General features: G+C 69.8%; 21 protein-coding genes and 6 pseudogenes. 15 read left to right on the top strand and 12 right to left on the bottom strand.

Going from position 1 to position 24,777, the window contains the following annotated elements; genetic code table 11:
• The first annotated feature begins 844 nt into the window (after positions 1-844).
• On the top strand, positions 845-1,402 hold the full coding sequence (locus E5082_RS31760) for a hypothetical protein (protein WP_229919051.1): 558 nt from the start codon (positions 845-847) through the stop codon (positions 1,400-1,402).
• 73 nt (positions 1,403-1,475) lie between these two features.
• Positions 1,476-4,151, top strand: coding sequence for a DEAD/DEAH box helicase (locus tag E5082_RS31755; RefSeq protein WP_135794665.1), 2,676 nt, complete (start codon positions 1,476-1,478; stop codon positions 4,149-4,151).
• Positions 4,152-4,461: 310 nt separating this feature from the next.
• Here the strand turns inward: E5082_RS31755 and E5082_RS31750 are convergent, their stop codons facing one another.
• Positions 4,462-4,998, bottom strand: coding sequence for a hypothetical protein (locus E5082_RS31750; protein WP_135794664.1), 537 nt, complete (start codon positions 4,996-4,998; stop codon positions 4,462-4,464).
• Here E5082_RS31750 and E5082_RS33630 point away from each other — a divergent pair.
• A complete protein-coding gene (locus tag E5082_RS33630; RefSeq protein ID WP_341869187.1) occupies positions 4,973-5,893 on the top strand; it encodes an 8-oxoguanine DNA glycosylase OGG fold protein in 921 nt (306 codons plus the stop codon). The two genes, E5082_RS31750 and E5082_RS33630, sit on opposite strands and share 26 nt — an antisense overlap.
• A 228-nt stretch (positions 5,894-6,121) precedes the next feature.
• Here the strand turns inward: E5082_RS33630 and E5082_RS31740 are convergent, their stop codons facing one another.
• Entirely contained in the window at positions 6,122-6,715 is a 594-nt protein-coding gene (locus tag E5082_RS31740; RefSeq protein ID WP_229919050.1) for a hypothetical protein, read from the bottom strand.
• 453 nt (positions 6,716-7,168) lie between these two features.
• On the opposite strand from E5082_RS31740, the pseudogene E5082_RS31735 reads away from it, so the two are divergent.
• Positions 7,169-7,330: pseudogene (locus E5082_RS31735) on the top strand (ATP-binding protein); the annotation flags it as partial.
• Between the two features lie 38 nt (positions 7,331-7,368).
• Here E5082_RS31735 and E5082_RS31730 read toward each other — a convergent pair.
• On the bottom strand, positions 7,369-7,803 hold the full coding sequence (locus E5082_RS31730) for a DUF6228 family protein (RefSeq protein ID WP_135794662.1): 435 nt from the start codon (positions 7,801-7,803) through the stop codon (positions 7,369-7,371).
• A gap of 364 nt (positions 7,804-8,167) precedes the next feature.
• On the opposite strand from E5082_RS31730, the gene E5082_RS31725 reads away from it, so the two are divergent.
• Genes E5082_RS31725 through E5082_RS31715 form a run of 3 tightly spaced genes read left to right on the top strand, consistent with a single transcriptional unit; the run spans position 8,168 to position 11,225 of the window.
• Positions 8,168-9,325 carry a hypothetical protein gene (locus tag E5082_RS31725; RefSeq protein ID WP_135794661.1) on the top strand — a complete coding sequence of 386 codons (1,158 nt, stop codon included), beginning with the start codon at positions 8,168-8,170 and terminating at the stop codon, positions 9,323-9,325.
• A gap of 55 nt (positions 9,326-9,380) precedes the next feature.
• Positions 9,381-10,679, top strand: a complete 1,299-nt coding sequence (locus tag E5082_RS31720; protein WP_135794660.1) for a NucA/NucB deoxyribonuclease domain-containing protein — start codon at positions 9,381-9,383, stop codon at positions 10,677-10,679.
• Positions 10,680-10,697: 18 nt separating this feature from the next.
• On the top strand, positions 10,698-11,225 hold the full coding sequence (locus tag E5082_RS31715; protein WP_135794659.1) for a hypothetical protein: 528 nt from the start codon (positions 10,698-10,700) through the stop codon (positions 11,223-11,225).
• Between the two features lie 136 nt (positions 11,226-11,361).
• Here the strand turns inward: E5082_RS31715 and E5082_RS31710 are convergent, their stop codons facing one another.
• Together E5082_RS31710 and E5082_RS31705 are read right to left on the bottom strand one after the other, a co-directional pair.
• Positions 11,362-11,604: a hypothetical protein gene (locus tag E5082_RS31710; RefSeq protein WP_135794658.1), complete on the bottom strand. Its 243-nt coding sequence runs from the start codon at positions 11,602-11,604 to the stop codon at positions 11,362-11,364.
• Positions 11,605-11,771: 167 nt separating this feature from the next.
• A complete protein-coding gene (locus E5082_RS31705) occupies positions 11,772-12,104 on the bottom strand; it encodes a WhiB family transcriptional regulator (protein ID WP_135794657.1) in 333 nt (110 codons plus the stop codon).
• A 120-nt stretch (positions 12,105-12,224) separates the two neighbouring features.
• On the opposite strand from E5082_RS31705, the gene E5082_RS31700 reads away from it, so the two are divergent.
• Positions 12,225-13,166, top strand: coding sequence for a restriction endonuclease (locus tag E5082_RS31700; protein ID WP_135794656.1), 942 nt, complete (start codon positions 12,225-12,227; stop codon positions 13,164-13,166).
• A gap of 435 nt (positions 13,167-13,601) precedes the next feature.
• Here E5082_RS31700 and E5082_RS31695 read toward each other — a convergent pair.
• Positions 13,602-13,800 (bottom strand): annotated as a pseudogene (locus E5082_RS31695) (telomere-protecting terminal protein Tpg); the annotation flags it as partial.
• Positions 13,801-13,806: 6 nt separating this feature from the next.
• Positions 13,807-14,812: pseudogene (locus E5082_RS31690) on the bottom strand (telomere-associated protein Tap); the annotation flags it as partial.
• Here E5082_RS31690 and E5082_RS33875 point away from each other — a divergent pair.
• Both E5082_RS33875 and E5082_RS31680 read left to right on the top strand, forming a co-directional pair.
• A pseudogene (locus E5082_RS33875) lies at positions 14,810-15,187 on the top strand (transposase); the annotation flags it as partial. The pseudogenes E5082_RS31690 and E5082_RS33875 sit on opposite strands and share 3 nt — an antisense overlap.
• Positions 15,188-15,288: 101 nt before the next feature.
• Positions 15,289-15,696, top strand: a complete 408-nt coding sequence (locus E5082_RS31680; protein WP_135794655.1) for a hypothetical protein — start codon at positions 15,289-15,291, stop codon at positions 15,694-15,696.
• Between the two features lie 771 nt (positions 15,697-16,467).
• Here E5082_RS31680 and E5082_RS31675 read toward each other — a convergent pair.
• Together E5082_RS31675 and E5082_RS31670 are read right to left on the bottom strand one after the other, a co-directional pair.
• Positions 16,468-16,548: pseudogene (locus E5082_RS31675) on the bottom strand (IS5/IS1182 family transposase); the annotation flags it as partial.
• Between the two features lie 295 nt (positions 16,549-16,843).
• The gene (locus E5082_RS31670; RefSeq protein ID WP_135794654.1) at positions 16,844-17,197 is read right to left on the bottom strand and encodes a hypothetical protein; all 354 of its coding nucleotides are present in this window, start codon (positions 17,195-17,197) and stop codon (positions 16,844-16,846) included.
• Positions 17,198-17,363: 166 nt separating this feature from the next.
• Here E5082_RS31670 and E5082_RS31665 point away from each other — a divergent pair, with 166 nt between their 5' ends.
• Positions 17,364-17,822 carry a hypothetical protein gene (locus E5082_RS31665; RefSeq protein ID WP_135794653.1) on the top strand — a complete coding sequence of 153 codons (459 nt, stop codon included), beginning with the start codon at positions 17,364-17,366 and terminating at the stop codon, positions 17,820-17,822.
• A gap of 95 nt (positions 17,823-17,917) precedes the next feature.
• On the opposite strand, the gene E5082_RS31660 is transcribed toward E5082_RS31665, so the two are convergent.
• The 3 genes from E5082_RS31660 to E5082_RS31655 form a co-directional block, all read right to left on the bottom strand.
• Positions 17,918-18,898 (bottom strand): AraC-like ligand-binding domain-containing protein, encoded by a 981-nt coding sequence (locus E5082_RS31660; RefSeq protein ID WP_135794652.1) that lies wholly within the window; start codon positions 18,896-18,898, stop codon positions 17,918-17,920.
• A 401-nt stretch (positions 18,899-19,299) separates the two neighbouring features.
• Positions 19,300-19,857 (bottom strand): DUF6875 domain-containing protein, encoded by a 558-nt coding sequence (locus E5082_RS33625; protein ID WP_341869186.1) that lies wholly within the window; start codon positions 19,855-19,857, stop codon positions 19,300-19,302.
• A gap of 96 nt (positions 19,858-19,953) precedes the next feature.
• On the bottom strand, positions 19,954-20,367 hold the full coding sequence (locus E5082_RS31655; RefSeq protein WP_135794651.1) for a hypothetical protein: 414 nt from the start codon (positions 20,365-20,367) through the stop codon (positions 19,954-19,956).
• Between the two features lie 29 nt (positions 20,368-20,396).
• Between E5082_RS31655 and E5082_RS31650 the strand changes: the two genes are divergently transcribed.
• The 4 genes and pseudogenes from E5082_RS31650 to E5082_RS33620 form a co-directional block, all read left to right on the top strand.
• Complete coding sequence (locus tag E5082_RS31650) at positions 20,397-20,936, top strand: (2Fe-2S)-binding protein (RefSeq protein ID WP_135794650.1); 540 nt, start codon at positions 20,397-20,399, stop codon at positions 20,934-20,936.
• Positions 20,933-21,928, top strand: a complete 996-nt coding sequence (locus tag E5082_RS31645; RefSeq protein WP_135794649.1) for an FAD binding domain-containing protein — start codon at positions 20,933-20,935, stop codon at positions 21,926-21,928. Before E5082_RS31650 ends, E5082_RS31645 begins: the two co-directional genes overlap by 4 nt.
• Before the next feature lie 34 nt (positions 21,929-21,962).
• The gene (locus tag E5082_RS31640; protein ID WP_229919048.1) at positions 21,963-24,281 is read left to right on the top strand and encodes a xanthine dehydrogenase family protein molybdopterin-binding subunit; all 2,319 of its coding nucleotides are present in this window, start codon (positions 21,963-21,965) and stop codon (positions 24,279-24,281) included.
• Positions 24,282-24,446: 165 nt separating this feature from the next.
• Positions 24,447-24,713: pseudogene (locus tag E5082_RS33620) on the top strand (hypothetical protein); the annotation flags it as partial.
• Positions 24,714-24,777: the final 64 nt, after the last annotated feature.

The raw sequence follows: 24,777 nt of genomic DNA, 5'->3' as shown, positions 1-24,777 counted from the left end.
CCAGCTCGTCGTCCTACCGTACCTGACACCCCGTTCCCCTCCACGACGTCCTCCCGACCTTGGTACCCGCTCCGCGGGTACCACATCGCTGCGCGATGTGCAAGCGAACCCCCGCGCTGCGCGCGGGGTTGCGCTCCCGCTCCGCGGGAGCGCTGGCGTGGAGCTGCGCTCCACGCTCACCCTCCTTGCTGCGCAAGGAGGGTGACGGTCCGTCCGCTGCGCTCCCGGACCGGCGGGACTTCGTCCCGCTACCAGGCTTCCGCTTCGCTCCAGCCTGGCCGGCGAGTCCGCTGCGCTCCCTCGCCTGACGGTCCTTCCGGCTGCGCCTCCAGGACCTTAGGGCCCGCTGGCGCGGGCCGAGCTGGCTGCGAGGGGCGGGGCTGGTCGTCGTGCGGCTCTTAGCGTCGTCTTCTGAAGTAGCCGTGCTGGTACAGCTTGTAGATGATCGCTGGGGTCAGGACGAGCCACACGGCCAGGAACGTCCATTTGAGCCACGGAGGCCCGTCCGGCCTGGCGCCTTGGGCCAGTTGTGCAGCGGTCGCACTGAGTCGAGTCATGTCTGTCCAGTGCCCGGGCTACCTGGTCGAGACGCGGTCCCTGCGCGGGAGTTGCGAGGGCAGGGGGTAGGTCGGGTGGGTGTCGTTCGTTGGTGTGGGTTCCAGTGCACCGCGTGGCTCAAATTGATGCAGCATGTACCGTTGGCGGAAACACGGGACACCCACCCATCTGGGAGCCTCCCCGGAGTTCTGAGAGGAACGACCGCATATGAACGGTCCCAACGAATCTACCGGACCTGATCCCGCGCTGAACGGCAATTCTGTGGGACGCAGTACCAGACTGGGGCGTGAACCTCCGGTTGAAGGTGTTCGCGCTTCCGGAGGCGCACGGCGTGCCCACGAGCGAGGCGGACGACCTGGTGGCCGCGCTGGAGGCCGGGGCGGTCGCTGGGGTGCAGTGCGAGGTGGTGGAGCTGGGCGGCATGGCGCCGGCCTCTCGGGGCGCGGTGTTCTCGGACGGCTGGGATGACGGCGTGACGGCCGTGAGCGAGGCCTTGGTGGGCATCGCGGACCGGGAGTGGTCGCGGCGTGGCGGCCGCCCGTCGGTCGGGGTCGCTGAACTGGCCGTACTTATCGCGGACGTGAGGCAGTGTGAGCGGGCCGACCTGGTGCGGCTGGAGAGGTTCGTCGGGGAGAACGTGCTGCCGCGCCCCACGGCGCGGCGTCGGAGGTTGGAGGCGCTGGGCGAGGCCGGCGGTCTGTGCACGGCGCGGACGGTGAACGGCGACGGGACGTCGTGGTCTGCACGCTCGGTGCCGGGGACTACGACCCGGCCGACAAGCCCCGCCGTTCAAGGACGGGAAGCCGGGCGGTTGGCACAAGGCGGATGCGTCGATCTGGAATGATTTGGGCGCGGCCTGTATTTCGCACGCGGCCCTCTAAAGACCACACGAATTCATCGCTCGGGGAGGCGTGGAAATGTCAGCGATTCAGCTCAAGGAACACCAGGTCGATCAGCGTTTCGCGTTTCGCAGGTGGGTGGGATTCCCTGCAAGGTCATCTGTGCCGCCGCAGGGTGCCCGGGGCACGATCGTGTCAGCGACGGGTTCGGGCAAGACGATCACGGCCGCTGCGTGTGCGGTGGAGTCGTTCGCGGACGGCCGGATCCTCGTGACCGTGCCCACCTTGGACTTGCTGGTGCAGACCGCTCAGGCGTGGCGTCTGGTGGGTCACCGGGGCCCGATGGTGGCGGTGTGCTCGCTGGAGAACGATCCGGTGCTGAAGGAGCTGGAGGTGCGGACCACCACGAACCCGATCCAGCTTGCCCTGTGGGCGGGGTCCGGGCCGGTGGTCGTGTTCGCCACGTATGCCTCTCTGGTGGACCGGGAGGACATTGACGCACCCGAGGGCCAGGGACGCGTTCGCGGGCCGCTGGAGGCCGCTCTGGCGGGCGGGGAGCGGCTGTATGGGCAGCGCATGGCGGGTTTCGACCTCGCGATCGTGGATGAGGCGCACGGAACCGCCGGTGATCTTGGTCGTCCGTGGGCGGCGATCCACGACAACCAGCGGATCCCGGCGGAGTTCCGGCTCTACCTGACGGCGACGCCTCGCATCCTCGCCGCGGCCCTGCCGCAGAGGGGCGCGGAGGGCCCGGAGGCGGAGGTCGCGACCATGGCCGACGACCCGGAGGGTACGTACGGTGCGTGGCTTGCGGAGCTCGGGCTCTCGGAGGCCATCGAGCGGGGCATCCTTGCCGGGTTCGAGATCGACGTCCTGGAGATTCGCGACCCCTCCCCCCTCGTCGGGGAGTCCGAGGAGGCCCGGCGCGGCCGGCGGCTGGCGCTGTTGCAGACCGCGCTTTTGGAGCACGCCGCCGCGTACAACCTGCGTACGGTCATGACGTTCCACCAGAAGGTCGAGGAAGCCGCGGCGTTCGCGGAGAAGCTGCCGAAGACGGCTGCCGAGCTGTACGCGGGCAACGCCACCGACGACGACCTGGCCGCCGCCGGCAAGCTCCCCGCGTCCTCCATCGCCGCGGCCTTCTACGAACTCGAGGCAGGCCGCCACGTACCCCCGGACCGGGTGTGGTCGGCGTGGCTGTGTGGGGACCACCTCGTGACCGAACGCCGGGAGGTGCTCCGGCAGTTCGCGAACGGCATCGACGCGGCCGGGCGCCGGGTGCACCGCGCGTTCCTCGCCAGCGTTCGCGTGCTCGGGGAAGGCGTCGACATCACCGGCGAACGGGGAGTCGAGGCGGTGTGCTTCGCGGACACCCGCGGCTCCCAGGTGGAGATCGTGCAGAACATCGGCCGCGCGCTCCGGCTTAACAAGGACGGCTCCACGAAGGTCGCGCGGATCATCGTGCCGGTGTTCCTGGAGCCCGGCGAAGACCCCACCGACATGGTCGCCAGCGCCTCGTTCCGCCCCCTTGTAGCCGTCCTCCAGGGCCTGCGCTCGCACTCGGAACGCCTCGTCGAGCAGCTCGCCAGCCGGGCGCTGAGCAGCGGGCGGCGGCAGGTGCACGTGAAGCGGGACGAGGACGGGCGGATCGTCGGGGCCGGCAGAGAAGGCAACGGCGAAGAACAGGACGGCGCTGACGCCGCCGCCGAATCCGCCCTGCTGCACTTCTCCAGCCCACGCGACGCCGCGACGATCGCCGCGTTCCTGCGCACCCGGGTCTACCGGCCCGAATCCCTGGTCTGGCTGCAGGGCTACCAGGCCCTCCTGCGGTGGCGGAAGGACAACCACATCACCGGCCTGCACGCCGTGCCCTACGACGTTGAGGTCGAGGTCGGGGCGACCAAGGCGTTCCCGCTTGGGCGATGGGTCCACCAGCAGCGCAAGGCGCTACGGGCCGGGGAGCTGGAGGAGCGGCGCAAGACGCTGCTGGACGCGCCGGAGGCCGGGATGCTCTGGGAGCCCGGTGAGGAGGCTTGGGAGGCCAAGCTCGCCGCGCTGCGCTCCTACCGGCGGGCCACAGGGCACCTCGCACCACGACAGGACGCGGTATGGGGCGAGGGCGAGGCGAGGGTGTCCATCGGGCAGCACATGGCCAACCTGCGGCGGAAGGGCGCGAAGAACGGCCTGGGCAAGGACCCGAAGCGGGCGGCGCAGCGTGCGGCGCAGCTCACCGCGATCGACCCGGACTGGGACTGCCCGTGGCCGCTGGACTGGCAGCGGCACTACCACGTCCTCGCCGACCTCGCCCACGACGAACCCGGCGGGCTCCTGCCCGACATCGCACCCGGCGTACTCATGGACGGCGACGACTTGGGCCGATGGCTCCAGCAGCAGAAACAGCCGGCCACTTGGGGGCGGCTGTCCACCGAGCAGCAGGAGCGGCTGACCGTGCTGGGCGTCAAGCCGCTCCCGGCGCCGTCTCCCGCACCGGCGGACGGGCGGGCGGCGAAGGGTTCGAGCAAGGCGCAGCAAGCGTTCCAGCGCGGCCTTACGGCGCTCACGCAGTGGGTCGAACGAGAAGGCGCCCACCGGCCGGTCCCGCGCGGCCACGCTGAGGAGATCACGGTCGACGGCGAGGCGGAGCCGGTGACCGTGAAGCTCGGCGTATGGGTCTCCAACACCAGGGCGAGGCGGGACAAGCTCAGCGCGGAGCAGCAGGCCGCGCTGCGGGAGCTCGGCATGCAGTGGGCGTGAGGACCAGGGGCCGCTGGCAGACCCCCATCGGGCTCACTCGAGTATGGGCAAAGGAAGGTGCGGCACTCCCGGTGGGAGCGGACCGTCACCCCTCCACAAGATCCTGGCCTTCGACGGCCTCGCCGCTGCGGTCACCGCATTGAGCGAGCACGGTGCGCCACGGGGTCCCCTCGCTCAGGGCCGCATCCTGGTCGGGGGCGCAAGCCCTGGCTCGCTCCGCGTTTCCCGGCTCTGTTCAAGGCGCCCTGAGCGCGACGGGCTGTGGCGGCCCGGCGGTGGCCGGCTGCCTGTGGTCGTGCGGGCTCGGTGGTCACCCGGGTTCGGGGGCGGTGACGGCCGGGGCGGCGCCGAGGAGGCCGAGGAGGGTCTCGCGGTGGAGGTCCGCGATCGGGCCGAGGAAGTCCGGGTGGCGCAGCAGGGGGGCCGCGCGGTGGTCGCGCGGGCTGGGGATGGTCAGCCGGCGCGCGTCGCCCACGCTGTCGGGGCCGTGGTGGGTGGCGGGCAGGCAGGCGGCGGCCAGGGCGGCGAGGTCGGCGTCGGCCAGCAGGCAGGCCGCCCAGCTGACGACGGTCTCGTCGACCTGGGTGCGCCAGGCGTGGGTGGCGTCCGTCAGCGGGGGTGCGTCGGCGCCGGTGACGAAGTCCAGCCGGCCGGAGCCGCCGGGGCCGAGCAGGTCCAGCAGTTCGGCGTCCAGCGCGGTGGGGTAGCGCAGGGCGGCGGCGATGGTGGCCGCATGGCCTGCCTGGGCTTCGGCCAGGGCCTGGTTCAGCGGGCCGGGGGCCGGGGGGAAGGCCGCCAGCAGCCAGCGTGCGGAGGCGGCGATGACGGGCGAGAGCGCGGTGGGCATGGTGGACCGTCCTGTGCGTATGCCCGCCTGTCCTGGGTGTTCCGGTGTGGGTGATCCGGTCGCGGGCACTGCGCGCCCGGGCGGGGAGGTGCGGACAACGGTACGGCGGCCTCCCCCGGGGGCGACAGGAGCTGCGTCACAGCCGGGGACCACCCCCTGGCCATCGGCACTGGCCCCCCACTCCTTCACCGGGGACGGTCGGGTCAGCCGGGCGCAGGTGACGTCGTGGTCGCCAACACGCTGGCGCGCGAGACGCTCCGAGAGGCATTGGCCGCCACCTACGTGTGGGGGAAGGGAAAGAGCGGCTCCCCCGGGCGGCAGCGGACCAACCACCCTCCACAAGATCCTGGCCGCCGAGGACCTCCTGGACGAGGCCCTGGATGATGCGGTCACCGTGTTGAGCAGGCACGGCGCAGTAGCGTCCTACGAGGGGCTCCGCGGCCGGATTCCCGGGTTCGGGCCGTCCTTCTTCACCAAGTTCCTCTACTTCGCAGGCAAGACGGTCAAGCCGGCGAACGGCCCCGAGCCGCTCATACTCGACCGTGTCCTGGCCCGGCGGCTGCGCTCCCGGGCCCAGGCGGTCGGCCGGGAGACGGGCCATGACCCCGACGGCGCGGTCGCCGCCTGGGTCTGGAGAGACCAGGACTGGTCGCCCCACCGCTACAAGATCTACCTGTCCTTCATGCACGCCGCCGCCCACCAGGCGGCAGCGACAGACGGCTGGCCCTCCGACGCCTCCCCCGCCCTGCTCGACACCGCAAAGAGCACCCTCCGGTTGAGCCACCCACGAACACTCTACGTACGGAAAATGCACGCTACCCGTACGCCATATGTACGGTTCATGGGCAGGGTGGGAGCGGAGGTGTTCCATGTCCGAGTTGTTCGACGCGGTTGACGTGGTGGTCGCGTCCCGGTCCCCGCTGCCGGTTCCGGCGGAGCGCAAGCGCCTGGGCGGCCAGCGCCGACGTGGGCGGGAAGCGGCCCGCCAGCCCCAGAGCGTCCAACACCCCACGCCTCATGCCGGCCACCGACGGGCGCACCGGTACCGGCACCCACGTCACCTTCCAGCCCGTGGGCACTTCACCCAGCGCCATCCGCACGGCCGGTCTTGCCCCGACCGGGGTCACCGAACACACACACCCGCGCCCTGAACCGCCATCGCCTGCCCGACCCCCTCGGCCACCGTCCGCGCCGACGACGTCCGCACCAGCTGCGCGCCTGCCAGCGCGCCGCTCTCCCCCACCGGCAAGCCGCTGCTCCCCTCTGGTGCGAGACGCGGCAGCCGGCACGCAGCCACTTTCGCCGCGCCTGCCTCACGCGGTCCGGCCAGGGCGAGGTCAGCCAGTGTCTGCCGCGTTTGCTGCTCATCCCGCTCCCGCCGCACCACCGCGCGGTCCGGCAGGACCCTGCCGGCCTGAAGGTCCCGGCGCACCACCCGGTGCAACGACGCCAGCGAGGGCACCTCGCACCCGGCCGCCTTCAGATGTCGGTGCAGCGCCGCCACATTCCCGCCCGCCTGCGCCAGCACCTCCCACGCCTGGTCGGACACCTCCAGCCGGGCCCGCGGCCTGCGCTCCACGCGGCCCTCGGCCCGCGCAACCTCCAGCCAGCGCCACACCGTGCGCGCATTCACCCCGCCGACCTGGGCACCCGCACGCACATGCGCCGTCGTCAACGCCCCGACCGCATCCAGCTCCAGCAGCCGCGCAACCAGCACCGGCCTGGACACCCTCAGCCCCGCCGTGACCTCACCCCACGCGCCCGGCTCCCCCACCCCACACCCTTCCGCCCGCGCAAAACCGACACCGGCCACCGTGCCGCCGCGCAGCCCTCCGAAGGACCAGAAGTGCCGTTCCCAAGACAGTGGAGCGGAGCGAGGTGTACCGCCCCATGACAGCCGCGGCCGCCGCACGCACCGCTCCACGGCGGTGTCCCTGCCCTTCCTCAACGCCCGACCAGCGAAAACGGCCAGTCCTGACGTGCCGTCACTGACACCAACCCACCGACACCAAACCAGCACATCGCAGTCGGGCGGGGGCCACAGGCTCTCGCCCGCCCACCCCCAAACGCAGGACCCCAAAGCCTTCTCGGCCGCTACCTCGTACCGCGTCCGAGAGCAGTTGATATGTGTCCGGTCAAGTTGCGGCGCGCCATGTCAGAGGGCCTCGAATCAGAGTCCTTCAGCGGTTGGACCAAGACCTTTACCGACCCCCGCCTCTGCGCAGCCATTGTCGACCGCCTCACCTTCGGCGGCAACATCATCGAGACTGGCACCGACTCCTACCGCCTCGCCACCACCCGCGCCCGCGCTGAGCAGCAGGCCGTCAGCTGAACCGGACGCGGGGGTGCCTGCCGGCCGACGCGGGCGGCCTACCCCTGGCGCAGAAATTCCCGCAGGTCCGCAGCTACAGCCGTCATCCCTTCACCGGCTTCGATCACGGTCGTCACCGTGCACTTCCAGTCACCGGGAAAGAAGCCGGACCGAAGCGTCCAGTCCACATACACATGACCACCCGAGCCGAATGTCGCCGTCACGACCAGATGGTTGTTGATCCAAACCCGCTCCCCCTCCCAGCCACGAAAATCGCGCGCGAGGCCGTCGAAGAACTCGCTCATGTCATCCCAGACGGTGACGGTCACATTCTCGAGCCGTGCACGCACACCATCAGCAACGGCCTCCACCGCGAAGACGGACTCGTACTCATCCGCACGCGACCAGTCGAACAACCGGACAGAGGTCGCCAGCGCCCCCGGCCCCCGCACGACGAGCTCAGTTTGCCCTGGCCCCACCTCGATCAGACTCACCCGCCGAAGGATACGGACGTCGGTCCCGCTCGCGCGTGGGGAGCGTCGCCGAACTCTGTGTGACAGCGACGCCCGTGATGCGAGTCATATGACGCGATCAAGTCAACTTGCCTGACAGTCATCTGAGTTGATGATGATGATGCGACGGTAGGTTTCCTGTGACCTTTTTTGATCGTTTCTAGGGGGAGCCTTGTCGCGTTCGCGCGCGAGATTCTTGGCCTCGGCATGCGCCGGGGTCACCGCACTCACCGTTCTGGGTACCGCTCCACAGGCGCACGCATCTGCTCCCGCGGAGGCATGCAGCCTCCTCTACACCGCGCAGATCACGTTCTGGGGAATGACGTGCAGCCAGCCGGGGGAACCGATGACCGGCAGCTTCGCCACCTGGCGCAATGTGCCGATCACCTTTGATCAGGTCGACACGTCGTCGGCCACCGTCCAGGTGGGCAACTACCTGCATGTCAGCCCGAACACATCCGGTAGTCCGCTGGCTGCTCCCAGCATAGAGATCGGCCTCTACGCCCAGAAGACAGGGAAGACCACGCACACCTACGGGCCGCGCTGGACGGAACTCACGACAAGCGGCGGGCGAGCGACCGCCATCAAATCTGGAGTCAACCCGACCAAGGCGGACAATCGCAACCACACCTACATGACGGTCCGGCAGGAAAGCGGCAACCAGTGGGATGTGCTTTACGACTTCAACAAGGTCGGCTCCACCACCAAGCAGCTGAAGGTGGTAGGCGGCAACACCAATCGCGTCGACGTCGGTCTTGAGGTAACGGGACCCACGTATGTCGACGTGCCCTCGATAGCCAACCGGATGCAGTTCATGACCGGGAACAAAGTGTGGGAACAGGTGGCAACGGGCAACGTGGCCAAGTCCGTCACGCTGCCCGCATGTAGTTCGGCCCACAAGCCGCCGAACTGCTTCACCACGAAGCTGACCGACAACAGCAAGTTCACCCAGTGGACGGCGAGCAAGCCCCGCCGACAGACCAGCGCGGCGGTGACATCGCCCACCGCGCCTGCCCCGGCGCATGGGACGGACGCTCTCGCTGCAGGTCTGCCCGCCACCTTCAACGGCGTGAACCAGGACGCTTTGCAAGCCTGCCTGGACAGTGACGCCGACGACTGCCTGGTCAGTGTGCCAGGCCTTGCGGAATGTGTCGTGACGGTGCGAGTGTGCAACGCCGCCGCCCTGCCCACCGGCGGATCTCTGGAGGAGCCTGCGGGCGGCGCGGACGTATCGGCCGCCGACATCCGGGCCCGCGCCGCTGCGGCCTTCGACGTCCCAGGCGATGTGGTCACCGTCAGGCCGCCGGCTGCACCCACTGCGCTGAAACCCGGCGCTCGCGCGGCCTCCAGCAACGGCGACGGCGTCTGGACGGTGTTCTCCTCCAGCTCCACCACGGGGCTGCAGCGCGGCGAGCGCCGCTTCGAGGGGTTCATCGCGCATTACACCCCCCGCACCGGCGTCCTGCTGGAGGCGTGCTGGGGCGACCTGTGCGACGTCCAGTGATCATGACGAACCGCAGATGCCCCCAAGCTTCTTCGTGCCCGCAAGGAGTCCACTGGTGAACACCGGCACCTCGCCCATCCGCGTGGCCCGCAAAACAGCCACCGCCACCACCACCGCTCTCGTACTGCTCACCACCGTAGGCACGTCTGCTGGCCACGCTGCCTCCACCGCAAACGACCGGGCCCCCGGGGCGCGCACCGTGTTCGTCGACGCCTCCTCTGTGCCCGCGGACGCGCTGCGCGGTCTGGGCAAAGCCCTCCCCTACGCCGAATACGCCCGGTCCCTCGGCGTGACATCCCCGGCGCTCGCTGCGGCGCCTGGACCTGCTCCCGACGGTGAGCAGGATCTGCGCCAGGAATGCGCCACACACGCGGCGCAGGCCAAGGCCGCAGCCGGGTGGATCAAGTCGCGGTTCGAAAGCTGCCAGAAGCGCCCCTTCGACCTGGTTCTACGTGATGTCAGGGGCACCACCACCCTGGGCCGCCTCAAGTTCGACCAGTGGGTGCTCGGCTTCGCCTACGACGGCAGCCGGCGGGTCGACTACCTCGCCAGCATCGAGAACATCATCGTCCAGCCCATCCCGACCGAGGACGCCACGAAGTGGCGGCTCGGCCAGCACTTCCACCACAACGTCAACGCCTCCGAAAGCGACCCGGACCCCCAGGTCACGGCACCGCAGACCACCGAACGCGACGAGTTGCTCGGCGTCTGGGACAGCCAGCCGCACTGGAATCTGGCCTACGTCTCTCCAGACAAGGGTCCCCTGTTCGACCAGGGCAACCAGCAGCGGGTCTTCTCAACCGTTTCGATGGATCTCAGCGCCAGCTCTCCCAATGCCGCGCCGTTCACCGAAGGCGGCGGGGTCTACAACTCCAGCGTCCGCTACGACTACGCCGGGAAAATCGCCGGCAAGTTCCAGGGCACCGTCTTCACCGGGGCCCGGGTGGAACTCGTCATGAGCCAGGCGGATCCCGCGGTCAACGAGAGCGCTCTGCACATCTACGACGCTCTCAACCGCCCCGAGCGCACCTTCCCTTCCTGGCCGGGCAAGTCCGTCCCCGGAACGAAGGAACCCCTACACCGGGAAGTCAACGCAACCAAGATCGACGCAAATCGCGAAAAGTCGATCGGTGAATGCAAAAAGGTTTGGGGAAACTACGCCGGAAGCGGCCTGCAGTGCGATGAGTATCCCTTCGCATCCACCAAGGAAGGGTCGACCAAAGGCGACACCCGCTTCTCCGTGCGACTCATTGACGGGCCGGACAACCGTAGAGGCGGAGAACGTCTCGCCGCGGCCTACACTCTCAACCGCGTCCTGGGCGGCGACGCCTTCTACATGAAGATCACGAACTAGCAGGAAGGCTCTCGGTCCATGGCTCTTCTCGCCGAGCACAACATCAGTGCCACTCCTGGCCGTTGCATCGTCGAGGTGTACGACGCCGACGCCTTCCTTGGCGATGAAGCAGCACTGGACGCCGCAGAGGTACAGGTAGTGGCTGGTAATGGCTACCACCTGTACCTCTTGAGCCTGCAAACCGACATCGACGTGCGGGTCACCATCCGCATTTGGGATACGCCCCCTACTCCGCCCGCCGACGCCGAAGGACACGTAGCCATCGACCTCGAGTCGGAAACGGGGACTCTCGTCATCGGTCAACTCGACCGCGGGCCTGCCGACGAGCTCACCCTGCCCCGTCCCGGCGTCTACCAAGGCCACGCCTGGTGGGAAAATCGGCAGGCGACCGCAGACTACTACTGGAGCACACTCAACCAGCCCACCGATGACACCTCCGAAGACGACCTCACACAAGCGTGGAAGAACTGCCCCGTGACCGAACGGTACGTCCTGGACCTTGCCTACAGTCACGCATCAGAACCCGACGAAGACGAAGAGCCGTAAGAGGGCGTCTAATTTAGGTAGCTGGTAGTTAGGTGTTGCGGGACCTGCTCGAGTGGCGCGGCGGCGGACCGGAGATCTGGGCGCAGGGGCGCCCCGCTGCAGACTCGCCGAGAGGGACAGCGGGGCGTGGCTACGGTCAGGGCTCCATGGTGGTGTACTCGATCGTCTTGACGGCCGATGCGGCCACGACCGTTACCTTCCACGTCCCCTGGCCCGGATATGCCTCCTTACCGCGCTGCGGGTCGATGTGGAGGAAGGCGCCCTGAATGGCGACTCTGGCCTGCTGCACATTGCTCATGAGGTTGCTCGGGGACGTGGGGTCCGGCACGAGCTTGTCGTAGAGGACAACGTCGGCGGTATACCAGTGCAGTTCGTCCATAGCGGTCCCTTCTTTTGGTGCGGCTGGGATGCCGCGGGTCCCGCGCGCGTGGCAGCAGGGTCTGACAACGGCGCCCTTCTCGGGCGGTGACCGCCTCTCCCTCCGTCCACGCCGTCCCACACCCGGTGCAGTAGCCGCCAGGAGCCCGTCCTGGGCGGCTCGCTGTTTCAGTTCTCGTCGGCGATGGCGGTGGCTCGTTCGCGTGCGAGCTGGTCGCGTTCGTCGACGGTGAGGCCGCCGCCCCAGATGCCGTCTCGGGAGTCATTGCCGATGGCGAAGGCGGTGCAGGCGTCACTGACGGGGCAGCGGGCGCACAGGGCCTTGGCTGCGGTCGTCTTCTTCTTGAGCGGGGGGGCGGCTGGAGTCGACGAACAGGTCTGGCTGTTCCCGGCAGGGGGTGTCCGGGCTGACCGATCCGACCTCCTCTTGGAGGTCCGGCCCCGAAAGGCGGGTGCCGGGAGCGGGCTCCCACGCAGATGCGGGAACCCGCTCCGCCGCATCCTGAGGGCCGACGCCCCTTGGCCGGCCGTCCCCAACTCGGCTCGTCCTCCCCACCGATGAAGTCGTTGATCTTGGGAACGAGGAATAACGATCTTCGTTCTCGGGAGGGGAAGACCGGCATGACCGTACCCGCACCACGCGACCGACGCCTCTACGGCGACCGGCGGTTCGACCTCCGTACCACCACGCTGTTCTTCGTCCTGCTGGCGCTCGTCCTGTGTCTCGTGGCATCGGTGGCCCGCATCGCGATGGGCATGGTGGAACATCGCCCGGAAGGGGCCGGACTGCTCGCCGTCCTGATCGTCGCGTCCTTGCTCGCCTCCCGGTCCCGGTGGCGCAGGCTGTCCGCCGCGAGATGCGCGCGCCGCGCGGCCGAGGCGCTGGAGGCCGCGGCCGAGACCGCGTCCGACAACCTCCGCGACATGCGCCATACGACGGCGGAGGGCATGCGCGGCACGGCGGCGGCCGAAGGCGTCAGGGGGGCGGCGGCGGCCGTGGCGGTACCGGCCGTCGAGTGCCCGGCAGGGGCGGCGGAACCGGCCTTCGGGTACGGCGCCGACCCTCTCCGCCCGGAGGTGCCGCCGACGCTCAGCCCGGCGGCGGCATCGGAGGAGGAGGCCCCCGCCGTTCTCGACCTGCCGGTGGACTGCTTCGAACTCGACCCCGACGCCTTCGAGCGGGCCGTGGCCGACCTGTGCCTGCGTGATGGCTGCGGGGACGTCGAAGTGGTCGGAGGGGCCGGGGACTTGGGTGCCGACGTCACGGCCGTCACCCCGGACGGGCGGCGCCTGATCGTCCAGTGCAAGCGCTACTGCGAGACCAACAAGGTGGGCTCCCAGGATCTCCAGCGGTTCGGGGGCACCTGCTTCACCGTCCACGAGGCCGACATTGCCGTGGTCGTCACGACGAGCGACTTCACCGCCCCCGCCCTCGAATACGCCGAACAGTGCGGAATCCTGTGCGTGAACGGCGACGAACTGAGTGCCTGGCACGACGGTACTGGGCCGGGGCCGTGGGACTTGGAGGTCACGACTGCTCCCTGGGCGACCCGGCGAGCTTGAGGGGGCCGGGGTCTTCGGTCCAGGCGTCGAGGGTGTCGAGGACGCGGTGCCGGGTGCCGCCGCCGCGCAGGGAGAGCCGGCGCGCTTCTGCTGCCGGACGTACCTGCTCGTGGTGATCACGCGGGTGCGCAGGGCCTCGTAGGCGGCGACTGCCCTTTCGAGGTCGGCGCGCAGGGCCTCGGCGCGGTCCCAGCACTTGCCCCAGGCGGACCCGGGCAGGCCCTCGCCGGGTCCGGGGACGGTCTGCCGCTGGGCGTTGTGGCTGGTGTGCAGCTGTACTCGACGGATGCCGACGGGCGGTATGAGGGGCGCGCCCACACCCACCCCTGATTGCCGTCACCACCGGGGCCAGCGTGGTCTTGGCCGGGACGATGACATGGTGACGGTCGAAGAGATGGTTGCGCACCGAGCGGTTCGACCCGTGCAGCAGGTGCGGAGGTCCGGGCGCGGCTTCTTGATCTGGTCCTTCACATACCGTTCGACGGTGCGCGGGGAGATCCGCAGCATCTGGGACCGCCTTGGTGCCTTTGAGCTGCTTGACCAGGTACCGCATCTGCGCGCCGGCCGACTTCGGGACCGGGCGTGTGAACGCCCGCTGCACCGCCTGGTCCAGGCCGTCCCCGAACAGGGTCATCGCCTGCTACTCCCCGCTGTCCTTGTCCGTGACCTGGCCGTCCTTGATGTACCGGGCGAGGTTGAGCTCCGGGGCGTCGAACCGCTCGCGGACCTCTTCGCCCCACAGCACGCTCTGGGTGCCCTCGTGCTTGACCAGGCCGGGGTTGATGCCGAGTTTGAAGCCGCCGGGCAGCGGTCTGCCGTCCCGGCAGGGCAGGAAGTCCAGCGGGCTGGTGCCGCCTGCCGCGTAGACGACGCAGCCGGACAGGACCGCGACCGGGTACTGCCCGGTGAACGCCGCGTGCTTGACGATCTTGCGGTGCAGGTTGATCCGGGTGCGGGAGATGACCGCCGCGCGGAGGTCCGGCCGCCAGGTGGGACGGGACAGCGCCCGCCACGGTGCCCGGGCTTCCAGCCCTCGCCGCACGGGCGCTCGCGCAGCTTGCCCAGGCCGCCCTTCACGGTCGCCTTGATGGCCGAGACGACGATCGCCAGCTGCGGGTCACGGTCCTTGTAGCCGTCCATCGCGGCCAGGAAGTCGGCCGGCTCCATGTCCGCGTGCACGCCCAGGTCGGCCATGGTGGCGAGGTAGGCGTCGCGCAGCCGCTGGTACCAGCCGTCGAGGTAGCGGCCGTTGTCGTCGCAGCCGCTGGTACCAGCCGTCGAGGTAGCGGCCGTTGTCGTCGCAGCCGCTGGTACCAGCCGTCGAGGTAGCGGCCGTTGTCGTGGCGGACGTAGGCCTCGATCGGGGTGACGTCGTAGCCGAGTTCCACCGCGTACGCCACAGTGGGCGTCGCGTACCAGGCCGGGCCCTGCGGTCGCTCGCCCTTCGGCGTGAACGGGCTCGGCAGCAGACTCGCGTCCAGGTCCGCCCACGTGTCCTTGCCGACCTTCATCCGCGGCAGGTCCACATGGGAGAGGTCCACCAGCCAGGAGCGGGGCAACTTCGCGTCGAACACCGGCGCCTCGACGTGGGTGGGCGCGCCGAGGCCGATGACCAGGCCGTTGGCGCCCGCCGCGAAAGCCATGTTCGCGAGTATCGGGGTCGCCAGGACGAGCCGAAGGGCTTCGGTTGGCGGGACTTCCGCAACCTGGTCATCCGTGCCCGCCTCCAGCTCGGCGGCCCGATCGTGCTGGCGTGGGACAACGTCCGTGTGCACCTGACAGCGGGCATGCGGGAGTTCATCGACGCTAACGCCGAGTGGCTCACCGTGTTCCAACTGCCCACCTATGCCCCCGACCTCAATCCGACCGAGGGGATCTGGTCGCTGGTCAAGCGCGACATCGGCAATCTTGCTGCGGCCGACCTCGGCCAGATCACCCGAACCGTGAAGCGCCGACTGAAGCAGATCCAATACCGGCCGCGGGTGGTCGACGGCTGCCTTGCTGGCACGGGCATGGCCCTCGGCATGGACGAACCGGAGAGCCTCTGCGAGCCGAAGCCCCGGCCTCCCGTCGATCCGCGCGCCACTGGTAGTGATCAGGTTGCTGCGCTTGTATAGGCGCCGTGAGCCGAGAACCCACCTTCGAAGATGTAGTCAATCCAACGCCTGAGGAGATGACCGCCTGGGCCTATGCGCCTGAAGCGCAACCCCCGGTCTCCCAGGACTGGGACGTCATCGCCACACGCCCAGCCTTCGGCTCCCTGTTCCTGACCCTCACCGCGGACAGGAAGTGCCCCCACCGCCGTTTCTTCCTTGGCTGCCTCTACCTCCTGGCCGGCGACGCCGTGCGCACGCGCTTCCAGACCATGCCTGAGGCAAGTCTGAACGGGCTGACCGACGAGGCGATGGCGACCGGAGAAGCGTGGGTCAGCACTTGGGCGGCACGCACCCGAGCCCTTCTTCGTGCGCCCGAATCGTTCGACTACGAGGCCTGGTGCGACCCACGCGGGCTGGCCAGCACGGCGATCTGATCAACCGCCCGCGACATCACCAGTTCAATCTCTGTACCAAGGGGCCCGTTCCTTCATGCGCGTCCCGCAAGTGTTACCCGTAACCGAATGATCACCCACGGAGGTCGCCTCGAACACCGCTCGGTTGGCCGCAACGCACCTACCGACGACGATGATTTGACGCTGGCCAGCAATCGTCGGTCGTCCTCTTGACTCAATACGCTACGAGCCCAGCGCTCGGACCACTGAAGTTTAGGTAGAACTTGGTTCCGTCGCGAACGTCGGTGGCCGCTGTGCCCCAGGTGTTGTTCTCGATGGTGCGCCAACTGTTGCAGTAACCGCTCCCACTCGTGGGCAAGAAGCAAGTACGCACCTGAATCCGGCCGTTCGTCGGCTTGACGTTGATGTCGGAGCAGTTGGATGTGGTGGATGGGTATACGCTGCCATACCAGAACCACCCGTTGTCGTAGAGGTCGCTCGTGTAGCTCCTTGCGCTGCCATAGCAGGTAGACGCGAGAGCGGCGACCTCCCCCCTGAGCAACGCACCCTGTGCCTGCGGCTGGGCGCTTGCAGGCGCGGCGAATCCTACTGCCGCGATACCTGCCGCCGCGATTGCAACCACGCTAGCTTTGAGATGAGCACGAACCTTCATGACGTGTACTACCCTTCCGTTGACAGTTTGCATAAGCTCACACATGACAAGATCGCCCGCATAGATCTGATCAAGACATTAAACGACGTCCCGTAAGCGGGTGTTGGGTCAGGGCTGGATGGACGTGGGCCGAGGTGGGGTTACCCAGCGCGGGCCAGGTTGTGCAGTCGGGCCACGCCGAGGACTGCGTGGTGGACGCCGTCGCCGCGTAGCCGGCAGTCGAAGGCGGGGCTTGCACCTCCCGACCTCATCGAGCGATACGGACCGAACTCCGAGCGCGACGACTACTGGCCATCCCCGGCTCTGACCCGACCCCGGGCCCGCCGACAGGGCCCGGGGTCTCGTATGTCATCCCGCGGCTACCAGCGGCGCAGGCTCTTGCTGAGTTCGCGGTGCCACTCGGTGCGGCGCGTAACGTACTCGTCAGGCGAGACCATCACCCAGGTGGTCGCAGTCGGGAAGCTACATCAAATGCAGCGTGTAGCTTCGGCGTACTCCAACGCCTCCCCTTTTACGTTAGGGGATCACTACGTAAGGGCTGCTAAAAGCACTGCCACCGCTGTGCAGCAGCACCTTGCAGGACCCCTGGTCGCCGACCGAGAAGACGAAGCTCTTCCTCTGGCCTGCTGAGATGGTGAAGGTACCGTTGTCCCACTTCGAGAAGCCGTTGATGCAGATCAGCTGAAACCGCGCCGTAACCGTGGAACCCCCCCACTTCTCGTAGGCCGCGTCGTAGCCGTCAGGGGAACCGGAGATGCCGGTAGCGCACACCTTGCCGTTGCCGATGTCCGTGCACTTGGTCGGGCCGAATCCAGAGACGTTGACCGTTCCGGCGTGGGCCTCGGCTGCAGAGACGGTGGTCAGCGGCACCGCAGCGCATGCTGCCGCGAGCGCAAGAGTGGCTATTCGACGACCTGTGATCATTCGTGATCCCTTCCAGGACAGGATGTCGCGAGACGCTTCCGTTTCATTCGCGAGGACTGATCCATGATCAAGCGGCGCGCGGGAAAGTTCATTGCCTAGGAGTGCCACGTGCTTGTCGATGCGCGCCAACTACACGAGGCGTGAAGAGGCCGGATGCCGAGCCGTTACTGGACACCAGCCGACCAGCTCCAGCAGCACTGATCCCGCGGCGTTGCCGGCCAACGCTGCGGTGGTGAGGGTGTACGAAGGCAGCGATTACGCCAGCGTCGGCAACGACAGAGTGTGGGTCGAAGTCTGCGACATGGAGAACGACGGCAACGGCGTCTACGGCAAGTTCCAGCTGTACGGCAGCGCGACTTGGCACTACGTGGGTGACGGAAACGGATCGCAGGGCGGGTGTGGCAACCGCACATTTACCAATAGGGTCATCGTCTTCTACGTGTTGAGGACGCTCTCGGTGAGGACACCTGCCGGGGCAGGTTCCTCGAATGGCGAGCCGGCCTGGCGCCAGCGCATGGCCGGTCAGCCTTCTCAGCGTGGTACCCGCTGGCGAGCCGCCGAGCGGGGCTGATCCGCATGTGTCCGCAGCGCCGTGAGCGTCTCCACCACAGCGGCTCCGCGACACCCCCGGCGCATGCGAGGGGAGCCGGCTGCTCCCGGCACGCCTCAGTTGGCCAACGAAGCGTGTCGGCCGTTGCGGTAGTCGCTGGGGGACATGCCGTAGGCGCTGCGGAACTTGCGGCTGAAGTGGGCGGCGTCGGTGAACCCCCAGCGTGCCGCTATCGCGCTTATCGGCCGTATGGACCGGGGGTCGGCCAAGTCACGGCGGCACTGCTCCAGCCTGCGCCGACGGATTGACGAGGCGACGGTGAGGTCCTCATCCTCGAAGAGCCGGTGCAGATGGCGCAGCGAAACTTGGCATCCGGCGGCAACTGCGGCGGGAGTGAGGTCTGGGTCGGGGAGATGCTGGTCGATGAAGTCGTGCACCCGCTTGAGGAGAACCCGGCGGTGAACCTCGGGCGGCACGGCGGCTTCGGCGTCCAGATGGTGCGCGCACACCGTGGTGAGCAGGTCCACTGCGACTGTGGCGAGCCGAGGCCCATCAGTCGCGGTATAGGAGTGCGGCCCAGTGACGAGTTGTCTGAGGTAGCCGGCCAGGAGCGCGCCCACTCCCCACGTGCCCGGTAGAGGCGTGGCGGAAAGTGAGTGGAGCCGGTCAGTCTTCAGCGGCAGCAGAGCGCGGGGCAACTGCAGAAGGACGCCTCCGACCCGGCCACGGTCCGCACCAGCCCACCCCTGCCATGGCCGCGAGGTGTCGAACAGCATCATTTCGCCTGCCGTGCTGGTCGCGTCTCTGCCGCCATGGATCAGCCTGTGGCTGCCCTCCAGGTTCAGCATCAGCTGTAAGCCCTCGGGGTCGGATCTTCGGACCAACTTGGTGGGCCTGGACGTGACAAGCGATGGGTACGTCACGGCCGATACCTGCACAGCACCGAGGTCCATTACGCGCAGACCTGCTCGGAAGTCCTCGTGGTGGTCGGTGCGCAGAGTGCTAGGAACGAGTGTGTCGGACGTCAGGTCGCACCAACGGGCAAAGCGCTGGCTCCGCTCAATATCGTCGGTTCTGAACTCCGTCAGCACCACCATGGCTGCCCTCCCACCGCCCCGGCAGCCACCCTCGAGGAGGACCGCTACCGAGTCAAGGTGCGGGCAGAGAGTACTTGATCAGCATAATCCAGCATAGGCACAGCGGGCGGCCATCTGCCGACGATGCCGCCCGCCACTGACAGCCCTTCGTGCCAGGCGGGGACGGGAACAAGGAGCAGGCCCGCAAAACCGTCGCCATATTCGCCAAGCAGTCATGACTTCCTGGCCCTTCGGCGCACAAACATGGGAGCTGTCCTGGAGCGCCTACGCGGCGCGGTGGCGTTCGCGTCGTCCACCCATGCCTTGAGGACCTTGGCGAAGGCGACCGGGGAGATTGCCGACGGCTGGGCCGGGAACGCCGCCTTCAGCCTCTGCCGGGCGGCGTGAAGCACAGGCACCGCCTAGCCGGTTTGGACGGTGAGCTGCGCCAGTTCGGACCCATTGGCCATCGCGGTCCTAGCCGGTCCCCTCGTGTTCTGGTCCTTCATCGGTCTCGGCTTCGGCATGAGCGCATTGGGATGGGCTGCTGGGCGCCCAGCCCCACTTCGCGGCACCGCTGCAGGGGATCGGCCGCCTCCTCGAAGGCCGCCATCTCGGCCTCCAGCACGTCGATGAGCCGCCGCTGGCTCGCGGCGTCCACGTCGTAGCGGTATGAACTGGGCAGCCCCGGCGTTGAGGGCGGGTGGCACGAAGGGGCAGACGGGGCCGTTGCGGCCCAGGTCTGGGTGCGGGGCGCCGACGTATCCGCGCAGCCATTCCTCGACGCGCGCGTGGTCCGCGGCCGCGTCCTGGCCCTTCGGGGTGGTGTCCAGCCGGAGCGTGCGGGGCTCGGCGGACCGGCCGGTCGTCGGAGCACTCGTGCGAGGGCCGCCTTGTGGCCGGCGGGGCGGGCGTGTCGCCGGTCCGTCCGCGCTCGACCAGTCCGGTCCATTGCGTGAAAGGCTTCGGATTCCCGACACTCGCCGAGTCCCCCTGGTGGGCAGCAACAGCCGTAGTCCTGGCAGGAGTGACACGGTCGGGGACCTGGTGGCTACAGCTCCGCAGCTACCGGGACCTCAACACGGCGATGTTCCAGGGCAGGCCGCGCACGGTCGTCGGCTCGCTGATGTCCAGGCAGTGGGTGGCAATGGCGGCGGCCACAATTCTGTCGTCCAGGACGGGGTCGCGGCGGCGGCCGCGCAGGACGAGGGCGAGGTGGCGGGGCGGGCTTCGGTGAGCAGGTGCCGGTGCCGGTGGTGGAAGCGGCCGCCTTCGTTCATCACGAACACCGTCGCGGTGACGTCGACAGCCGCCAGGGCGAGGTCGACCACGGCGGCGACCCGGGCCCGGATCACCGCCGCCGCGGCGCGGGCGTGCTCGAGGAGGGAGTTGAACCGGCCGGCCGGCCCGGCGACGGGGGCCGCGGGGTGCCCTGGAGTGGCCGGGACGTGTGAGGCGTCGCAGCCTGGATACGCGGTGCGCACGGACACCACGACCCGTCCGGAAGACCCTGGCTGCCATGACCTGTGAAAAACCGCTCGACCCGCACTCGGAGATCACCCTCCGGGTCAACGGCAACCCCCATACCCTGCTCGTCGACCACCGGCGGGTCCTGCTGGACCTGCTCCGCGAGGACCTGGGCCTGACCGGGTCCAAGAAGGGCTGCGACCACGGCCAGTGCGGCGCCTGCACCGTCCTGGTGGACGGGCGCCGCGTCAACGGCTGTCTGCTGCTCGCCGTCACCCTCGACGGCAGCGAGGTCACCACCATCGAGGGCCTCGGCGGCGATGGCGAGGAACCGCACCCCCTCCAGCGGGCCTTCCTGGAACGCGACGCCTTCCAGTGCGGCTACTGCACACCCGGGCAGATCTGCTCCGCCGTGGGCATGATCGCCGAGGCCGCTGCCGGTCACCCGTCCCACGTCACCGACCCGGCGGAGCCCTCCGGCCGGCCCGTGCCGCTGGACGGGGCCGAGATCCGCGAGCGGCTCAGCGGCAACCTGTGCCGGTGCGGCGCCTATCCGCGCATCGTCGAGGCGGTGGAGGAGGTGACCGGGTGAAAGGCTTCGGATACCTCAGGCCCACCGGCGTCGAGGAGGCCGTCGAGGCCTACGCGGCCCACCCTGGCGCCCACTACCTCGCCGGCGGCACCAACCTCGTCGACCTCATGAAACTCGGCGTGGAGAGCCCTGGCGTCCTCATCGACGTCGGCCGGCTGCCGCTGGACTGGGTCGAGGAACTGCCGGACGGCGCGCTGCGCGTAGGCGCCACCGTCCGCAACAGCGATCTCGCCGCCCACCCGCTGGTCCGCGACCGCTACCCGGTGCTGTCCCAGGCGCTCCTCGCGGGCGCCTCCGGACAGCTCCGCAACGCCGCCACGACCGGCGGCAACCTGCTCCAGCGCACCCGCTGCCCCTACTTCCAGGACCTCGGCAAACCCTGCAACAAGCGGCAGCCGGGCAGCGGCTGTGGTGCCCGCGACGGCGTGCACCGCGACCACGCCGTGCTGGGCCACTCCCCGCACTGCATCGCCACCCACCCCTCCGACATGGCCGTCGCCCTGGCGGCCCTCGACGCCCGGGTCGAGCTGTACGGCGCCGAGGGCGGGCGCAGCATCCCGGTGGCCGACTTCCACCGGCTGCCCGGGGTCCGTCCGGAGCGGGACAGCGAGATCCGCCCCGGTGAGCTGATCACCGGCGTCCTGCTGCCGGCCGCCCGGGCCGGTGTGCCCTCCGCCTACCGCAAGGCCCGCGACCGTGCCTCGTACGCCTTCGCCCTGGCCTCCGTGGCCGTCGTCCTGCGGGTCGCGGACGGCGTCGTGGACCAGGTGGGGCTCGCCTTCGGCGGCCTCGCCCACCGGCCCTGGCGAGCCCACCACGCGGAGACGGCGCTGCTGGGCGCGGCGGCGACCCCCGCGGCCTTCGAGGGCGCGGTGGCCCTGGAACTGGACCGCGCCGAGCCGTTGCGCGACAACGCCTACAAGGTGCCCCTCGCCCGCAACCTCGCCCTGGACGTCCTGAACCGCCTCGCCCCCGCACCCGCGACGGCCTGACCTCTTTTGGACCCGGCCGACCCCAGGAGAACCGATGGCGAACGACCCACTGGAGCACGGCGGCCCGCTGCCCGGGACCGGTCTGCCGCACGACGATCCGGTGGCCGCCACCGGACCGGCCCGGGACGATCCGCGGGCCGGGACCGCTCTGCCGCACGAGGACCTCGTCACCCGCGCCGCCTCCGCCGCCCCGGGTGAGTCCGGCGAGGGCCGGCGGCCCCGTACCGGCGCCCTGGAGCAGGACCCCCACCCCGCCCCGCGCACCGGCACCGCCCTCGGGGCGCCCGCCGTGCGGCGGGAAGGGCGGGAGAAGGTCACCGGTAACGCCCGTTACGCCGCCGAGTACCCGGTGCCCGGCCGCGTCCACGCCTGGCCCGTGCCGGCGGCCGTGGCCCGGGGCCGGGTCACCGGCGTGGACACCTCGGCCGCGCTCGCGCTGCCCGGCGTCCTCGCCGTGCTGACCCCCGGCGACGCCCCGCGCCTCGGCGGGACGGACGACGCCACCCTCGCAGTCCTGCAGAACCGGCACGTGCCGCACCGGGGCTGGTGCGTCGCCCTGGCCGTCGCCGAGACCCTGGAGGCGGCCCGCGCCGCCGCCCGGGCCGTCCGCGTCGACTACGCCACCGAGCACCACGATGTCGTACTCCGCCCCGACCACCCGGACGCCTACGAGCCCGGAAAGGGCGCTCAGCCGGGCCGCCTCGAACACGGCGACCCCTACGGTGCCTACGCCGCCGCCGACGTCCGCCTGGACACCGAGTACCGGGTGCCGCCCCTGCACAACCACCCCATGGAACCGCACGCGAGCACCGCGCACTGGGACGGCGACCGGCTGACCGTGTACACCTCCAGCCAGGGCAGCACGACCGTCCAGTCCGTGCTCGCCGGCCTCTTCGACCTGCCCGAGGAGCACGTCACCGTCGTGGCCGAGCACGTCGGCGGCGGCTTCGGCTCCAAGGGCACCCCGCGCCCCGACGTCGTCCTCGCCGCCATGGCCGCACGGCACACCGGCCGGCCGGTCACGGTGGCCTACCCCCGCCGGTACATGCCCACCGCCGTCGGCCACCGGGCCCCCACCCTGCACCGGCTGCGCCTGGGCGCCACCACCGACGGACACCTCACCGCGGTACTGCACGAGGTCACCACGCACACCTCGCACGTCAGGAAGTACGTGGAGCATGCCGCGGTGCCGTCCCGCGTCATGTACACCGCCCCGCACCTGCTCAGCTCCCACCGGGTGGTGCCGCTGGACGTCCCCAGCCCGTCCTGGATGCGCGCCCCCGGCGAGGCCCCCGGCATGTACGCCCTGGAGTCGGCGGTCGACGAACTCGCCGGGGCCCTCGGCGTGGACCCCATCGAGCTGCGGATCCGTAACGAGCCGGAGAGGGAACCCGGCAGCGGCAAGCCGTTCAGCAGCCGGCACCTCGCCGAGTGCCTGCGCGAGAGCGCCCGCCGCTTCGGCTGGGACCGGCGCGACCCGCGCCCGCGCTCCCGGACCGAGGGCCCCCTGCTCATCGGCACCGGAGTGGCCGCGGCGACCTACCCGGTCCTGATCCGGCCCTCCACCGCCACCGCCCAGGCCCTGCCCGACGGCACCTTCCTCATCAGGGTGAACGCGGCCGACATCGGCACCGGCGCGCGCACCGTCCTCGCCCAGGTCGCCGCCGACGCCCTCGGCGCGCCCCTGGACCGGGTGCGCACCGAGGTGGGCCGCAGCGACCTGCCCCCGGCGTCGCTGGCCGGCGACTCCTCCGGCACCGCCTCATGGGGCTGGGCCGTGCACGAGGCGTGCGCCGCCCTGACGGCCCGGCTCGCCGAGCACCCCGGTCCGCTGCCCGCCGAGGGCCTCCTGGTCCGTTCCGACACCGCCGGCCGGGCGGACGCCGACTCCCCGTACGCCCGGCACGCCTTCGGCGCCCACTTCGCCGAGGTCGCCGTCGACACCGTCACCGGCGAGGTACGGGCCCGCAGGATGCTCGGCGTCTACGCCGCCGGGCGGATCCTCAACGCCCGCACCGCGCGCTCCCAGTTCGTCGGCGGCATGATCATGGGCCTGGGCATGGCCCTGACCGAGGGCAGCACCATGGACGCCCCGTTCGGCGACTTCACCGAGGCCGACCTCGCCTCCTACCACGTGCCCGCCCACGCCGACGTCCCCGGCATCGAGGCCGACTGGATCGAGGAGGACGACCCGCACCTCAACCCCATGGGCAGCAAGGGCATCGGCGAGATCGGCATCGTCGGGACCGCCGCCGCCCTCGGCAACGCCGTCCACCACGCCACCGGCATCCGGTTCCGCACACTCCCCCTCACCCCCGACCGGATCCTCACCGGCCTGCTGCCCCAACGGTGACAACCACAACGAGAGACACCCGGAAGGGGAACCGCCCGAGTGCCGGGACGGCGCGGTGTGTGGTGGGCGCGGGCACGGTTGGTCCTGCTGTGCAGGAAGCGGATGGCCTGGACGATCAGGTGGATGAAGTGCTGCCGGACGGTGGGGTGCTGGAAGTCGTCGCAGCCCCGCGACCTGATCGACGTGTTCGCAGCCTCCCGCCGCTGGAGCAATGTCGAGCTCGAAGAGTTCGGCCGCCGTCACGCCCGCGGCCGCTTCGAGCGTGAGGATCTGCAGGCCAACCCCACGGGCGCCGAGTGGACTGACGACGAAGCCTCCGCCGCCTACGGGCTCGGCTCTGCCACCATCACCACCCTGCGCGCCTGGGCCCTGCAGCGGGCCGACGACCTCGCGGCCCGCCTCCTCGCAGAGTCCGATACCGCAGACAGCGACGAGGAGTCTGCGCCCTCCACGTGTCGAGGAGAGCGCAGGAGCTCGGGGCAGACCCAGGCGCGCG

This window comes from Streptomyces griseoluteus, from assembly GCF_004784465.1.
Taxonomy (GTDB): Bacteria; Actinomycetota; Actinomycetes; order Streptomycetales; family Streptomycetaceae; genus Streptomyces; species Streptomyces griseoluteus.
Note: the sequence above shows the minus strand (reverse complement) of the source record. Positions and strands in the feature narration are given on the sequence as shown.